Raw genomic sequence first — 15,026 nt, 5'->3', positions numbered from 1 at the left:
TCTCAGGTGCGCAATTGCGCACCACAGTTCGCGCTTCGCGCGCCCCGGAATGACGGATTAGATTGTCAGAACGACCCCAGCGCCACGGGCCGGAAGGCCTGCAGCAGCTGCTGATCCAGCTTGCCGCCCATGCCTTCCATCATCGCGAAGGCGCGGGAGTGGGTGAAGGGCATGCGATAGGCGCGCTTCTCCACCAGGGCGGCGTAGATGTCGACGATCGTCGTCAGGCGCACGATGTCGCTGATCTGGTTCGACGACAGGCCGTTCGGGTACCCGGAGCCGTCGAGGAATTCATGATGATGCAGCACCACGTCGAGCATCTCCGGCGGGAAGCCGCCTTGGGCAGCGAGCGCGTCATAGCCGCGGCGCGGATGCTGGCGGACCTCCGCCATCTCCTCGTCGGTGAGCCTGCCCGGCTTGTCGAGCAGCGCGGCTGGAACGAAGGCCTTGCCGACGTCATGCAGCAGCGCTGCGCGCGTCAGGCGGCGCTGGTCGTCCTCGCGCATGCCGAGATGCTGGGCGAAGGCGACCGCGAAGCCGGTGACGAACAGGCAATGGCGGTAGCTGCCGACATGATGGCAGCCGACCGTGGTGAGCCATTCGCGCAGCGAGGAATGCTTGATCGCCTTCAGGATCTTGCTCTCGGCCGCGATGACGTCGTCGAAGGTCAGGGGCACGCCGAGCGGCAGCTTCTCGAACATCTTGGTCAGCACCGCGTGCGCCGCCGCGACGCCGCGGTTGAGCGTCTTGCCGCGATCGGTGGCGTCATAGGCGGCCGTATCAGGGAAAGCGGCGCGGATGCGCTGAAGGATCGCGTCCGCCTGGAGCGGCCGTGAGATGGTGTCGGTGGCCCCTAACGCCCAGGCCTGCATGGTGCCGTGATGCAGGGCGTCCGCGAGCACGAACAGCCGCGGCATCGAACGGTAGGCATCGCCGCGCAGCTTGTTGCGTACCCGCTGCACACTCTCGGGCGAGCGCAGGTTGATGTCGACCACGAGGCCGGAGAGATCGCGCGCCGGCTGGGCGGGAATCTCTTCCGTCGTCACCGTGGAGACGTCACCGACCGCTTTCAAGATGCTGGCGAGCTCGCTGCTCCCGTCGCTGCGATCGGAGGCGAGCAGAAGCCGACGGTTGGCGGCGGGTTTGGCTGAGGCGCTCATGACTTCCCCAAAGCACGGAACTGGATTTGGCGTCAGCCTAAGCCGGATCAGGTTCTCCGGGCCTTAAGAGGCGTGCTCAATGGAACCTTGGGGAATAGGGTGCAATTTTAGGGATTGGGGTTCCGGGAGGGGGAGCTTCGAAGCCGCGAAAACAACCCCATGCACAGTAGAACGGGCATTGATAACACAGAGGAATTTTGGATGCTGTCGCCCCACCCTCCGTTGTCGTCGCCCGGCTTGACCGGGCGACCCAGTACGCCGTGACGGCGCGGCTGAACCGAGAAGCCGCGGCGTACTGGATGCCCCGGTCAAGCCGGGGCATGACAGTGAGGGTGTGGAGGCGGCTTCCCCAAAACAGATCCGCCGGAGGTTGCCCTCCGGCGGATCATCTCGTTTGGCGATCGCGGCTCAGCTTACGCCTTCATGCTCGCCTTCACCGCCTCCGCCGTGATCGGCAGGGCGCGAACACGGGCGCCGCAGGCGTTGAAGATGGCGTTGCCGATGGCCGGCGCCACCACCGTCACCGCGGGCTCGCCGACGCCGGTGGCCTTCTCGCCATTGGCGATCACGGCGACCGCGACCTCGGGCGTCTGGCTCATGCGCAAGGGCGTGTAGCTGTCGAAATTGGTCTGCTCGATGCCACCGTCCTTCAGCGTCGCCTTCTCGTACATCGCCAGCGACAGGCCCCACAGTGCCGCACCCTCGACCTGGGCACGAATGTTGTCGGGATGCACCTGCGTGCCGACGTCGGTTGCGACCGTGAGCTTCTTCACGGTCACCGCGCCCGACGGCGCCACCGCGACATGGGCGACACACGCCGTCCAGCTTGCAGTCGCGCGCTCCTGCGAGGAGACGCAGGCCACGCCCATGCCCTCGCCTTTCGGCAATTGCTTGGTGCCGTAGCCCGAAAGTCCCATCGCGGCGAGCAGGGTGTTGCGCAGCCGCTGCGCGCCGCCGTCGTTCTTGCCGGCGCCGTCGAGCAGCGAGATGCGGAACTGGGCGGGATCCTTGCCGGTCGCCGCCGCGATCTCGTCGATCATGCTTTCGACCGCCCAGAAGGTCCAGCCCGGCGCCACCGAGCGGAGTTGACCGGACGGTGTGGCGTTGTGCGCGAGCTCGTTCTTGATCGCGCGCACATAATGGTTGGGCACGGTGTAGAAGAAGTCGGCCCCGTTCACCGTGAAGGAATCGAGCGGGCCTTTCTTGTCGACCGAGGGCGTCAGGAGGTCCGGGATTCCCCAGCGCGCGGTCGGCCAGGCCGAGACCACGTCGTGGCTGATCGCGATGAGCTTGCCATCGCCGTCCACGCCGGCCTTGACCTTTTGATAGGTGAGCGGACGCGAGAAATCCATCGTCATGTCGTTCTCGCGCGTGTAGATCACCTTCACCGGCTTGCCGACCGCCTTCGCTGCCTGCACCGCGGGGATCATCATGTCGGCATCGAGACGCCGGCCGAAGCCGCCGCCGAGCCACATCTGGTGCATGACCACGAATTTCGGATCGATCCCGGCGGCACCCGCGGCGATCGCGCCGGAACGCGTCGCGAACTGGTTGCCGGAATAGATGTGCAGGATGTCGCCCTTGAACTCCGCGGTGGCATTCATCGGCTCCAGCGGCGCATGGATGTTGATGCTGGTGGTGTACTCGGCCTCCAGCACCTTGGCCGCCGAACCGAAGGCAGCAACGGGATCGCCGTCCTTGACGAAGAACTGGCCGGAATCCTCCAGCTTCTGAAGCCGCATGGCTTCATCGAGCAGCGACTGGCTCGACAGCTTGGCGTTCGGGCCGTTGTCGTAGGCGACCTTCAGCGCCTGCGCCGCTTTCTTGGCGTTGGCGTAGGTGCTGGCCACGGCGACGACCCAGCCCGACGTCGTGCCGGTCTTGTCGTCGAGGGTGACGGCCTTGATGAAGCCGGGCACCTTCTTCGCCGCGCTGTCGTCGACCGATTTCACCGTGGCGCCGAAGCGCACCGGAGGCGTGACCACCGCGCCATAGACCATGCCCGGCAGCATCACATCGATGCCGTACTTCGCCGTGCCATTGGTCTTGGAGGGGATGTCGAGCTGCGGCACCGAGACGCCAATCATGGTGTATTGATCGGGCGTCTTCAGCTTGATCGCCTTCAGCTCGTCGGGCGTGAAGGTTTTCGTCGCCTTTCCGCTTTTCACGACATCGGCGAACGACATCTGCTTCCTCGACTTGGGATGCACGATCACGGAATCGCGCACCACGAGCTCGGACGCCGGCACGCCCATCGCGGCGGCGGCAGCTTCGGTCAATGCGATGCGGCCCGCGGCGCCCGCGCGGCTCATGGCGTCGAAGTTCATCATGGTCGACCAGCTGCCGCCGGTGATCTGCGCACCCAGCACGGGATCGTTGAACTTCGGATCGTTGGAGGCGAGCGCCACGCGCATGTCGCTCCATTTCGCGCCCAGCTCCTCGCAGACGATCTGCGCCATGGTGGAGGCGATGTGCTGGCCCATGTCGGCCTTGCCGCAGGTCACGGTGACGAGACCGTCCGGCGAGATCGCATACCAGACGCTCGGCTCGAAATTGGCAGGCGCCGCGGCGGCCGCAGGATAGATGCCGGGCACGCCGGCATAGCCGAGCACGAGGCCGGTCGCGGCGGTGCCGACGAGGAAGGAGCGGCGGCTGAGATCCGTCGCCTCGGCAGTGACGTTCTTGACGTGCTTGTTCATGTGGGCCTCCGCTCGCTGGAGGTGGCGGATGCGGTGCGCATCTCGGATGCGGCGCGCATGATCGCCTTCTGGATCCGTGAATAGGTCATGCAACGGCAGAGATTGCCGTCCATATGCGCGACCACCTCTTCCTTGGTCGGATTGGGATTCTTCGCGAGCAGCGAAGCCGCCTGCATGATCTGCCCGGACTGGCAGTAGCCGCATTGCGGCACCTGCTCGGCGATCCAAGCCTTCTGCAAGGGATGATCGCCCTTGGCCGAGAGGCCTTCGATCGTAGTGATCTTCTTGCCGGCGACGTCGCCGACCATGGTCTGGCACGAGCGCACCGCTTCGCCGTTGACGTGCACGGTGCAGGCACCGCACAGCCCGGCACCGCAGCCGAACTTGGTGCCCGTCATCTGCAATTGCTCGCGGATCGCCCAGAGGAGCGGCGTGTCGTTCGCCGCATCCACGGACAGACTCCGCCCGTTGATGGTGAGTGTTGGCATAGGCGTCTTCCCCTGCCGGTGCATGAAGCCGCTTACGGCGGCAACTTGTGTGGCGAACGCCCACCGGGCCGGCGTCAGCCTTGCCCGCGAGAATGATCGCGTTCAGGCACGGAGGCAAATGCAATTTGGATGCAGTCGAACGATCTCGGCAGCCCGATGTTGTGCGTTGCGAGAGCAGGCGGATGCAGCGACTGGACGCAACAGAGCGTGTTGTCCGACATGCGTGCCATTGCGATCAGGTAGTTTCTTCGAGGTAACTTGGCGCGCTAGAGTGCAGCCGCAGGCGCGGACTTCCTTCTCCCCTTTCTTGTGGGAGAAGGTGGCGCGCGTAGCGCGACGGATGAGGGGTTCTCTCCACTCGCAAAACCGCTCGTGAGGATGGAGACCCCTCACCCGGCTTTCGCTTCGCGAAGCCACCCTCTCCCACAGGGGGCCCACAGGGGGAGTGGGTGGACCGTCATCGAGGCGCGATAGAAAAGAAACGAGAAAGGCGCGAAAAACAATGCCTAAAATCAACCGGGACGGCGTCGAAATCTACTACGAGGTCCATGGCAACGGGCCGCCATTGCTGCTCACCCACGGCTATTCCTCGACCTCGACGATGTGGCATGGGCAGGTCGATGCGCTCGCTGGGGATCACCAGCTGATCCTGTGGGACATGCGCGGCCACGGCCGGTCCGACTATCCCGACGATCCGAACGCGTACAGCGAAGCGCTGACGGTCGGCGACATGGCGGCGATCCTCGATGCGGTCGGCACGAAGCGCGCCGTCATCGGCGGCCTCTCGCTCGGCGGCTACATGTCGCTCGCGTTCTATCGCGCACACCCGGAGCGGGCCCGTGCGCTGTTGATCATCGATACCGGACCGGGCTTCAAGAAGGACGACGCGCGCGAGGCCTGGAACGCGCGGGCGCTTGCGACGGCCGACAGGCTCGACCGCGAAGGCCTCGACGTCCTGAAATCGGCAACGCGCGAGCGCGCCACCGCGAACCATCGCAACGCCAGGGGGCTGGCGCTCGCCGCACGCGGCATGCTGACCCAGCGCGACGCCTGCGTAATCGAGTTGCTCCCCGACATCACGGTGCCCTCGCTGATCGTGGTCGGCGCCGACGACACGCCGTTCCTCGCCGCGTCCGACTACATGGCGGCAAAGATCCCCGGCGCACAAAAGGTCGTGATCCCCGCCGCCGGACACGCCGTCAACATCGATCAGCCCCAGGCTTTTGTTGACGCGGTCGTGCCTTTCCTGAAGAACTTGCCGGCATAGGGCGATCGAGCAGGGACGTAGGCGATGAAGCTGATGATGCTGGCCGCGGGCACGATGTTGCTGTCGATATCGGCGCAGGCCGAGCCGTTCGGCGCCGTGCCGCCGCGCCAGCCGTTCGTCACGACCTCGTCGAACAACACGCCGCTCGCCTTCGGCATGGATGCAGGAGAGACCGCGCGCGCCCTCGGTCAGCCGCTGCAATATGTACGGGGACGTGCCGGCAACGAGATCTACCTCGCTTTGCGCAACATCGGCGGCAGCGGCTTGCTCCCCCACCGCCACCGCCTGTTCCTGCAATTCCGCCACGGACGGCTGGCAGGATGGAAGGAGGATTACGGCGAGAACTGGATGTGGGAGTGAACCCTATCCCCTCATCCTGAGGAGCTTGCGCAGCAAGCGTCTCGAAGGATGAAGGCCCCGCTGCCGCCTCTCGGCCTTGCATCCTTCGAGACGCGCGCGAAGAGCGCGCTCCTCAGGATGAGGAGAGAGCTGAATTTCGGATCGACAACCAAGAAGGACAACCCGCGTGGGACAAGACATCAAGCTGACGGCCTCCGACAATTTCCAGCTCGGCGCCTATCGCGCTGATCCCTCAGGCACGCCGAAGGGCGCGGTGGTGGTGATCCAGGAGATTTTTGGGGTCAATCATCACATCCGCTCTGTCTGCGACCGGCTGGCCGGGGAAGGTTATGTCGCGATCGCGCCGTCGATCTTCGACCGGACGTCGCCGAACTTCCAGTCGGGCTATTCGCCCGACGAGATTGCGGAGGCGCGCAAGTTCGTGGCCAATCCGGACTGGGCCGCGATGCTGCGCGACACGCAAGCCGCGATCGACGTCGCCAGAAGCGTCGGGCCCGTGGGCATCATTGGCTTCTGTCTCGGCGGCAGCGTCGCCTTCGTGGCGGCGACGCGGCTGTCGGGGTTGAAGGCCGCGATCGGCTATTACGGCGGCGCAATCGTGCGCTTTGCCGACGAGACGCCGAAGGTGCCGACGCAGCTGCATTTCGGCGAGAAGGATGCCGGCATTCCGCTCGCCGACGTCGAGACCATCAAGACCAAGCGGCCGGAAGTTGAGGTCTTCATCTATCCCGGCGCCCAGCACGGCTTCCATTGCGACGAGCGCGCCAGTTACGACAAGGCCAGCGCCGACATCGCCTGGCCGCGCAGCATGGCGTTCTTCGCGAAGCATTTGAAATAGGGCGCGCGACACTCCCCGCCGTCATTACGGGGCGACGCGTCAGCGTCGAACCCGGAATCCATCGGGCGTCAGCGATGGTAGCGCGATGGCTTCCGGGCTCGCGCTACCGCGCGCCCCGGAATGACAAGAATGACAAGAGAGAGTTGCGCCGCCCCGGAGCGGAAATCGGGTGGCTGCATCGTGCCGCCCGGCGATAGAGCTGGCCGGTCAAGCCAACTCACGCCGGGAGATCGCCATGCAGCAGGCAATCACGCACCTCGTCATCCGCAATCCGTTCGGAACCATGGACGTTCCATCTCCTGACGATTTCGAGGTGAAGGATTATGCCGCGACGGCATCGCTGCCCGGCGATGCTGCCGACGTCAACGCACCGGCATGGGCATCAATCACGACGCGCTCCGATCCGCTCGAGGGCGAGTGGCAGAGCCGCTGGAATGGCGGCGCCGATCCCACCATCGGCGGCGATGCGCCGGACAAGTGGAAGCGGGGCCGCGCCGAGATCCGCGTCTCAGCAGGCCGGATCTATCTGCGCTTTGACTGGGACAACGGCCGCCGGCACGGACTGATCGATGCGGCGCGCGACGGCGCGGATCGCCTGGTCGGAAAATACATCAATCTGACCACGCCGGCGATCACCCGGCCCTGGGTCGGTCGCGTGGTCGATGCGATGCGGATCGACGGATGTTTTCCGAACGGGCGGCTGGATTTCAGGCGGTGAGATTCCGCCGTCATTCCTGGGCGCGCGTAGCGCGAGCCCCGGAATCCATCCGACTGCAGAGACGATGGAGAGATGGATTCTCGCGACTTCGTCGCGCCCCGGAATGACGAGGGGGGCGCGGCTGAGGCCCTAGAACCAGCGCTCGCCGACGAACACGGTGTCGCCGGGCGCCAGGGGCGTGCCGAGCGGGACGACCGCGCGCATGGCGCCGCCGCTCTCGGTATGGGTGACGGTGACCACGTCGCGCTTGGCGCGCGGCGAGAAGCCGCCGGCGATGGCGACCGCGCTCTCGACTGTCATGTTCGGCACGTATGGATATTGGCCGGGCGCGAGGACCTCGCCGAGGATGAAGAACGGGCGATAGGTCTCGATCTCGACCGCCACCGACGGCTCGCGGATGTAGCCGTTGCGCAGGCGTGCGGCGATCTCACCGGCAAGGCCCGCCGTGGTGCGGCCGCGCGCCGGCACTGCGCCGATCAGCGGCATGGTGATGGAGCCGCCCGCGTCGATCGAATAGCTGTTGGTGAGGCCTTCCTGGCCGTAGACCACCACGCGAAGCTTGTCGCCGGCGTCGAGATGGTAGGAGGCGCCATTGCGCGCCGGCGCCGCCATCGGCGCGGCGTAGCCGACCGGCATCGGTGCGGGCGAAGCCGCAAAGGAATTGCTGAACGCCGCGATGGCGCCGCCGCCGTTGTTGGCGACGACCACTGGCTGCGGCGCGCTATAGGGCTGGCCATAAGCCATGGAATCGAGATCCGGCCGAGGCTGCACGTAGGCGACGGGGCTTCCGGTCTGCATGCAGCCGCCCAGGGCGAGCGCGGCGGACGCTGCCAAGGACGCCAACTTCGACCATCGAAACGCGCGTGCAACCGGCACCGGACCCATCCCTCGAAACGAGACAGCCGCAGTGATGCACCGGTTATGGTTAATAAAGCGTTGAGTAGGGGGATGGTCTCCAACCCTCCCCTGGAGGGGTCCGGGACGAGCGTAGCTCGCCCGTGGGTCGATCGCGCGCAGCGCGAGCGGGGTGGGGTGATCTCTCCACCCGGGCAGTATGCGATGTGGAGAGACCGTCACCCCACCCCGTCTCACATTTCGCTGCGCTCAATGTGAGCCGACCCTCCCCCTCCAGGGGAGGGTAAGCAAGATGCGCCGTTCCGCCTACACGCTCACACCGACCCCGATCGGGCAGGACACGCCGGTGCCCCCTAGGCCGCAATAGCCGGCGGGATTCTTCGCCAGATATTGCTGATGATAGTCCTCGGCGAAATAGAATTCGCCGGCGGGCGCGATCTCGGTGGTGATGGCACCGAGACCCTTCGCGGCAAGCGCCTTCTGGTAGAGCGCCTTCGACTGCTCGGCGGCCTTCTTCTGCGCATCGGAATAGGTGTAGATCGCGCTTCGATATTGCGTGCCGACGTCGTTGCCCTGGCGCATGCCCTGGGTCGGGTCGTGGCTCTCCCAGAACGTCTTCAAGAGCTTCTCGTAAGCAATCTTCTTCGGATCGAACACGACCAGCATCACTTCGGTGTGGGCGGTGCGGCCCGAGCAGACTTCCTCATAGGTCGGGTTCGGCGTGTGACCGCCGGCGTAGCCGACGGCAGTCACGTGGACGCCGTCGCCAAGCTCCCAGAACTTGCGCTCGGCGCCCCAGAAGCAGCCGAGCCCGAACACCGCCTGCTCGAGGCCGGCGGGATAAGGCGGCTTCAGCTTCGCGCCGTTGACGAAATGGGTGGTTGCGGTCGGGATGGCCTGCGCACGGCCCGGCAACGCCTCAGTTGCGCTCGGCAGTGCGGTGGTCTTGCGCATGAACAGCATGACGGATCTCCGAAGCGAACTGTCCGTCGCCTGAGCCAAGCTGGAAAACCGGGCACGAGAAACCAGACAGCTCAGGCGGCGTGCTCGCGATGAGGTGGGACTATAGGCGTCTACGCGACAGGACGCAGCCGTGTTACGCGGCCGCCCGTTCCAGGCTCAGTCCCGGGAATAGCCGATCAAGGGCTTGCGCGGACGGAACAGGATCATCAGGAGGATGCCGAGAATGCCGAGGACGGCAAAGACCGGCTGATCCAGCACCAGGCGGATCACCGAGGTCCAGAGCCAGGGCGCCTTGGCCTCGACCCAGGTGCGGAATGCCGACTGGCTGGCCTGATTGATGTCGTTCCAGAACTGGCCGAACCGGGTGAATTTGAGGTTCTGATCGGCCACCCAGCGGGCACCGTCATAGACCATGAAGATGAACCCGCCGGCGAGCAGCAACAGCCCAATCAGTCGGAAAAAGCCGCGGATCATGCCTCACCTGCGATGGCCGCCCGATCGAACGGCCTCCTGGAACGTTGCCAGCCAATAGCCGGGCGACGGCAGAAATTCAACCTCTTCAGGGCGTTACGGTGCCCATCCAGGCCGCCAAAGACCGGATTTCCGGCCCCCGAAAGCGTTGACGGTGCTGAAGACCCTCTCTATAAGGGCGGCAATTGGCGGTGGGCGCAATCCCGCCGCCGCTGTTCTTTGAGCAGTTGCAGGCACCTTGAGCCTCAAGACTCTCTCGAGCTTGAAGACTCCTTGGAGCCTCAGAGACAGCCGCAAGGCCGTCGCTCATGTTCCGGGAACGGCCCAGCAACCGAACACCCTAAATCCGAGCGTCGATTACGCGGTCAAGCAAGCCGGCGCTACCCGACCAAGACGCGACCGGTACCCGCAAAGGACATTGAGACCATGGCCAATACCACTTCCGCCAAGAAAGCGACGCGCAAGATCGCCCGCCGCACCGCCGTCAACAAGTCGCGCCGCACCCAGATGCGCGGCGCCGTGCGCACCGTCGAGGAAGCCATCAAGAGCGGCGATCGCGCCGCAGCCGTGAAGGCACTCGCGACTGCCGAGCCGGCGTTGATGCGCGCCGCCCAGCGCAACATCATTCACAAGAACAACGCCAGCCGCAAAGTCTCGCGCCTCACCGCGCAGATCGCCAAGCTCGCCAAGTAATATTGCGAAGCAATCTCGCGAGGTAGTCTCGCGCAGCATCTGATCGGTCGATCCGGTCAGCGCGTCAAACAGCCCGGCATTGCGCCGGGCTTTTTTGTTGACTGTCATGTTCGCGCAAGCAGCCACGCGCAGCCCGATCTTCGCTTGGACGATTTGCATCGTCTGCGTTATTCTTCGTCCCGTAGTTCTACCGGACGCTGTACTGCAACAGCGGAAACCTCACTGCGTTGCAAAAACCCCTGTGCCGCGGGCTCCAATTGAATCGGCGGCCGAGAAGTTCTGCGCTCCGTAAATTCACCGGAATGTGTGTCACGGTGGAGTTACCCTGCAAAACGAGTCTCGAAAAGCGATGACTCGATAATCACTTATCAACATAGCAGCGACAAGCATTTGGAAAATTCGCTCGCACGTGCAGCGCGTGACGAATTTGTAAAAAAATTTTGGCGGTGGCCGAGAATTGTCACACGACGCACCACATTTTCGATTCTGTGCACGGATTCAAAAACTTGCTTCGCAGCCTGTGAACCGTCGCGCGCGGCGTTAACCGAGGTCAAGTTTTTTGGTGCCTCAAGTGTGAATCAATTTCGTTGCGAGTCTTTCCGCTTAGTGTATTCCTTAAGTGGTCAGCGGCGCCCACGATCTTCAGACCAGCGCGGTTTAGGAAACGGGGCGAGCGTGCAAATCGGCGGCGATGAGCACGTAGGCGACGCTTCAACAAGTGATGTCGGTGCAAAACCCATAGCAATATGGGAAGGGTAGTTTTTTGTCTGAATGTCTCCAGGCGGGATCTTCTCGCTCGCGCCAAGCGTATATGAGAGACATCGCAATGCTACCCCGGCACGCAAGCTGGGCGACGTCGAGCGGACGACCAGTACATTGGGCAGGCATCCGCGACAGGAGTACGGCGCGGTTGTCTTCAGGACACGCAGGACCTTGTCGTGAGCGATCACGGCAGGACGGGGAGGTATCATGTCTTACGGACTCAACGCGGTATTGAAGCACGTTTCCCATTCCAGCGATGCCGTTCCAGCTCCGTCCGATCTCCAGCCCCCCGCGTGTGACGGAGCGCCGAGTACGCGCTGACCTCGCGACCCTTCCATCTCTGACATCGCTGATCTGACCCGCGGCGTTCGCGCCGAAGGTCGAGCCATGCCCGACGATGGACTCGCTCGAGGTCGCGCCACTTCAGGGACCGGGCAGGACCCCTGCATGGCGCTCACAACGCAACTATATCTCTCAAGAGAAGTTTTCTGACGATGACAATGGAACAGGATCGCTGGTCACGCGTGAAGGGTCGGCTGCGCTCGAGCGTTGGCGAGGACGTCTACACGAGCTGGTTTGCACGCATGGATCTCGAAGGCGTGCAGGACGAGAGCGTGCGGCTCTCGGTGCCGACGCGGTTCCTGAAGAGCTGGATCCAGGCCCACTATGCCGAGCGCGTGCTGTCGTGCTGGCAGGCCGAGATGCCGGAAGTGCATCGCATCGACCTCACGGTCCGCTCCGCCGTGCGTCCGGCGGCGCACCCGAAGGAAGCGCCCGCGCCGGTCGAGGCGCGCCGCGCGCCGACACCGGAATTGCGCTCGACCGCGACCGCGCCGGTCTCGGCCAATCACGACGCGCTCGGCGGCTCGCCGCTGGATCCGCGCCTGACCTTCGCGAGCTTCGTCGTCGGCCGCTCCAACACGCTGGCACATGCCGCCGCGCGCCAGGTTGCCGAAGGACGCCGCGGCGATCCCGTCATGTTCAACCCGCTCTACATTCACGCCGGCGTCGGCCTCGGCAAGACGCATCTCCTGCAGGCGGTGACCTGGGCCGGCAATTCCGGCAACGAGCGCAAGGTGCTGTATCTCACGGCGGAGAAATTCATGTACGGCTTCGTCGCTGCGCTGAAGACGCAGACGGCGCTGGCCTTCAAGGAAGCGCTGCGCGGCATCGACGTGCTCGTCATCGACGATCTGCAATTCCTCCAGGGCAAGTCGACGCAGGCCGAGTTCTGTCACACGCTGAACGCGCTGATCGACGCCGGCCGCCAGGTCGTGATCGCGGCCGACCGTCCGCCGTCCGACCTCGAAAGCCTCGACGACCGCGTGCGCTCGCGGCTCGCCGGCGGGCTCGTGGTCGAGATGGGCTCGCTCGGCGAGGAGCTGCGCCACGGCATCCTGAAGTCGCGCGTCGCCGCGGCCCGCGCCCATCATGCGACGTTCGAGGTGCCCGAGGAGGTGCTGCAATATCTGGCGCGCACCATCACCCATAATGGCCGCGATCTCGAAGGCGCGATCAACCGTCTGCTCGCGCATTCCAAGCTCAACAACCGGCCGGTGACGCTGGAGATGGCGGAGCACGAGGTGCGCGACCTGGTGCGGCCGCAGGAGCCCAAGCGGATCAAGATCGAGGACATCCAGCGCGTGGTGGCGCGGCAGTACAATGTCAGCCGCTCCGACCTGTTGTCCTCGCGCCGCACCGCCAACGTGGTCCGCCCGCGCCAGGTGGCGATGTATCTCGCCAAGACGCTGACCCTGCGCTCGCTGCCCGAGATCGGCCGCCGCTTCGGCGGACGCGACCACACCACCGTGCTGCACGCGGTACGCAAGATCGAGGCGCTGGTCTCCAAGGACACCGCGCTGTTGGAAGAGGTCGAGTCGCTGAAGCGCCAGCTTCAGGAATAAAGGCCTATTTGTTTCGCCTTCAGCAGAGGCCGTCATGCCCGGGCTTGACCCGGGCATCCACGTTCTTTGGGCTCCTTAGGCAAGCCGTGGATGGCCGGGACGAGCCCGGCCATGACGCTGTGGGGACGATCGCTACCCCCACCAGCGAGGGAGCGCACCTGCACCCGGCTGCCGGCGCCGGTTTGCCGTTAAATCGTGGGGAACTGCCCCCCAATGCCTTGAATCCCAGCGCCATCCGCGCCACCTTGCGCGACCCTGACGGCTTTGGTCATATCGGCTCGATGACCCGGCCTTCCGGGGTCTTCGGTGCCGTGGCGCTTTTCGGCTGCCGGGCTTCTTCCAACTCAGAGTTTTCCTTGGGGATCGGGCGAGTAGTGCAATGAAGGTTACGGTCGAACGCGCGCAACTCCTGAAGTCGCTGGGCCATGTCCACCGCGTGGTCGAGCGCCGCAACACGATCCCGATCCTCGGCAACGTGCTGGTCCGCGCCGAAAACGCCAAATTGTCCCTGAAGGCGACCGACCTCGACCTCGAGGTGACGGAGACGCTGCCGGCGGAAACCGCGACCGCGGGCTCCACCACCGTGCCGGCGCACATGTTCTACGACATCGTGCGCAAGCTGCCCGACGGCTCGCAGATCGTGCTGGAGGCCGACGGCGACCGGGCGGTGCTCGCGATCCGCGCCGGCCGCTCGCGCTTCACGCTGCAGACGCTGCCGGAGAATGATTTCCCGGATCTCGCCGCCGGCGACATGTCCCACTCGTTCTCGCTCGCGGCCAAGGACGTCAAGCGGCTGATCGACCGCACCCAGTTCGCGATCTCGACGGAGGAGACGCGCTACTACCTCAACGGCATCTATCTGCACGCGGCCGGCACGGCCAAGGCCGCCACCCTGCGCGGCGTCGCCACCGACGGCCACCGCCTCGCCCAGCTCGACCTGGTGCAGCCCAGGGGCGCCGAGGGCATGCCGGGCGTGATCGTGCCGCGCAAGACCGTCGGCGAGGTGCAGCGCCTGATCGAGGACACCGAGGCCGAGATGACGATCGAGCTGTCGCAGGCCAAGATCCGCTTTACGATCGGCAACGTCGTGCTGACCTCGAAACTGATCGACGGCACCTTCCCCGACTACGGCCGCGTCATCCCGCAGAACAACGACAAGGAGCTCGTCGTCGACAAGAAGGACTTCGAGAACGCGGTCGACCGCGTCTCCACCATTTCCAGCGAGCGCGGGCGGGCGGTGAAGCTGTCGCTGTCGGCCGGCAAGCTGGTGCTGTCGGTGACCAATCCGGATTCGGGCAGCGCGACCGAGGAGCTCGAGGTCGAATACGCCGCCGACGCCCTCGATATCGGCTTCAACTCCCGCTATTTGCTCGACATCGCCGCCCAGATCGAAGGCGACGTCGCAACCCTCCGCCTCGCCGATCCGGGCTCACCAACCCTGGTGCAGGATCGTGACGACAAGAGCGCACTGTACGTGCTGATGCCGATGCGGGTGTGAGGCTATTTTCTCCTCTTGTCATGGCCGGGCTTGACCCGGCCAGCCGTCGAACAAAACGACCTGGGTGTACATCCTCGCCAGCAAGCCCGGTGGAACACTCTACATAGGCGTCACGAACAATTTGGTCCGCCGCGTCTATGAACATCGCGAGGGTCTGGCCGATGGCTTCACCAAACGTTACGGCGTGAAGGCTTCGGTCTATTTCGAGGCGCATGACACGATCACCGCTGCCCTTCAGCGCGAAAAGAACATGAAGCACTGGTCCCGTGAGTGGAAGATCGATCTGATTGTGAAGAGCAATCCCACCTGGCAAGACCTATATGATGAAATTGCCCGCTGACTCGGGCGAG

At 64.8% G+C, this 15,026-nt stretch carries 14 protein-coding genes; 8 read left to right on the top strand and 6 right to left on the bottom strand.

Annotated elements, in window-relative coordinates:
- Nucleotides 1-65: 65 nt before the first annotated feature.
- The 3 genes from P6U28_RS32980 to P6U28_RS32970 form a co-directional block, all read right to left on the bottom strand.
- A complete protein-coding gene (locus P6U28_RS32980; protein WP_122406287.1) occupies nt 66-1,160 on the bottom strand; it encodes an HD-GYP domain-containing protein in 1,095 nt (364 codons plus the stop codon).
- 413 nt (nt 1,161-1,573) lie between these two features.
- Entirely contained in the window at nt 1,574-3,859 is a 2,286-nt protein-coding gene (locus tag P6U28_RS32975) for a molybdopterin cofactor-binding domain-containing protein (protein ID WP_407120503.1), read from the bottom strand.
- Entirely contained in the window at nt 3,856-4,347 is a 492-nt protein-coding gene (locus P6U28_RS32970) for a (2Fe-2S)-binding protein (RefSeq protein ID WP_036002624.1), read from the bottom strand. Before P6U28_RS32970 ends, P6U28_RS32975 begins: the two co-directional genes overlap by 4 nt.
- A 502-nt stretch (nt 4,348-4,849) precedes the next feature.
- Between P6U28_RS32970 and P6U28_RS32965 the strand changes: the two genes are divergently transcribed.
- The 4 genes from P6U28_RS32965 to P6U28_RS32950 all read left to right on the top strand — a co-directional run bounded on the left by P6U28_RS32965 (nt 4,850) and on the right by P6U28_RS32950 (nt 7,530).
- Nucleotides 4,850-5,614: an alpha/beta fold hydrolase gene (locus tag P6U28_RS32965; protein WP_122406289.1), complete on the top strand. Its 765-nt coding sequence runs from the start codon at nt 4,850-4,852 to the stop codon at nt 5,612-5,614.
- Between the two features lie 24 nt (nt 5,615-5,638).
- Entirely contained in the window at nt 5,639-5,974 is a 336-nt protein-coding gene (locus P6U28_RS32960) for a hypothetical protein (protein WP_122406290.1), read from the top strand.
- A 166-nt stretch (nt 5,975-6,140) separates the two neighbouring features.
- Nucleotides 6,141-6,812, top strand: a complete 672-nt coding sequence (locus P6U28_RS32955) for a dienelactone hydrolase family protein (protein WP_122406291.1) — start codon at nt 6,141-6,143, stop codon at nt 6,810-6,812.
- Between the two features lie 235 nt (nt 6,813-7,047).
- The gene (locus tag P6U28_RS32950; RefSeq protein ID WP_122406292.1) at nt 7,048-7,530 is read left to right on the top strand and encodes a hypothetical protein; all 483 of its coding nucleotides are present in this window, start codon (nt 7,048-7,050) and stop codon (nt 7,528-7,530) included.
- A gap of 129 nt (nt 7,531-7,659) precedes the next feature.
- Here the strand turns inward: P6U28_RS32950 and P6U28_RS32945 are convergent, their stop codons facing one another.
- From P6U28_RS32945 to P6U28_RS32935, 3 genes are all read right to left on the bottom strand, one after another.
- Nucleotides 7,660-8,406: a polysaccharide biosynthesis/export family protein gene (locus P6U28_RS32945; RefSeq protein ID WP_129142321.1), complete on the bottom strand. Its 747-nt coding sequence runs from the start codon at nt 8,404-8,406 to the stop codon at nt 7,660-7,662.
- 285 nt (nt 8,407-8,691) lie between these two features.
- The gene (gene msrA / locus P6U28_RS32940) at nt 8,692-9,348 is read right to left on the bottom strand and encodes a peptide-methionine (S)-S-oxide reductase MsrA (RefSeq protein WP_407120502.1); all 657 of its coding nucleotides are present in this window, start codon (nt 9,346-9,348) and stop codon (nt 8,692-8,694) included.
- A 156-nt stretch (nt 9,349-9,504) separates the two neighbouring features.
- Nucleotides 9,505-9,822, bottom strand: coding sequence for a hypothetical protein (locus P6U28_RS32935; protein WP_122406294.1), 318 nt, complete (start codon nt 9,820-9,822; stop codon nt 9,505-9,507).
- A gap of 423 nt (nt 9,823-10,245) precedes the next feature.
- Between P6U28_RS32935 and rpsT the strand changes: the two genes are divergently transcribed.
- From rpsT to P6U28_RS32915, 4 genes are all read left to right on the top strand, one after another.
- On the top strand, nt 10,246-10,512 hold the full coding sequence (gene rpsT / locus P6U28_RS32930; RefSeq protein WP_024338506.1) for a 30S ribosomal protein S20: 267 nt from the start codon (nt 10,246-10,248) through the stop codon (nt 10,510-10,512).
- Nucleotides 10,513-11,768: 1,256 nt separating this feature from the next.
- Nucleotides 11,769-13,178: a chromosomal replication initiator protein DnaA gene (gene dnaA, locus P6U28_RS32925; protein ID WP_122400102.1), complete on the top strand. Its 1,410-nt coding sequence runs from the start codon at nt 11,769-11,771 to the stop codon at nt 13,176-13,178.
- Between the two features lie 379 nt (nt 13,179-13,557).
- Nucleotides 13,558-14,676 carry a DNA polymerase III subunit beta gene (gene dnaN, locus P6U28_RS32920; protein WP_122400103.1) on the top strand — a complete coding sequence of 373 codons (1,119 nt, stop codon included), beginning with the start codon at nt 13,558-13,560 and terminating at the stop codon, nt 14,674-14,676.
- 64 nt (nt 14,677-14,740) lie between these two features.
- The gene (locus P6U28_RS32915; RefSeq protein WP_407120501.1) at nt 14,741-15,016 is read left to right on the top strand and encodes a GIY-YIG nuclease family protein; all 276 of its coding nucleotides are present in this window, start codon (nt 14,741-14,743) and stop codon (nt 15,014-15,016) included.
- Nucleotides 15,017-15,026: the final 10 nt, after the last annotated feature.

It is taken from the genome of Bradyrhizobium sp. STM 3561, assembly GCF_045571455.1.
Classification (GTDB): Bacteria; Pseudomonadota; Alphaproteobacteria; order Rhizobiales; family Xanthobacteraceae; genus Bradyrhizobium; species Bradyrhizobium vignae.
The sequence above is the reverse complement of the archived record's forward strand: the minus strand, read 5'-3'. Positions and strand labels throughout refer to the sequence as shown.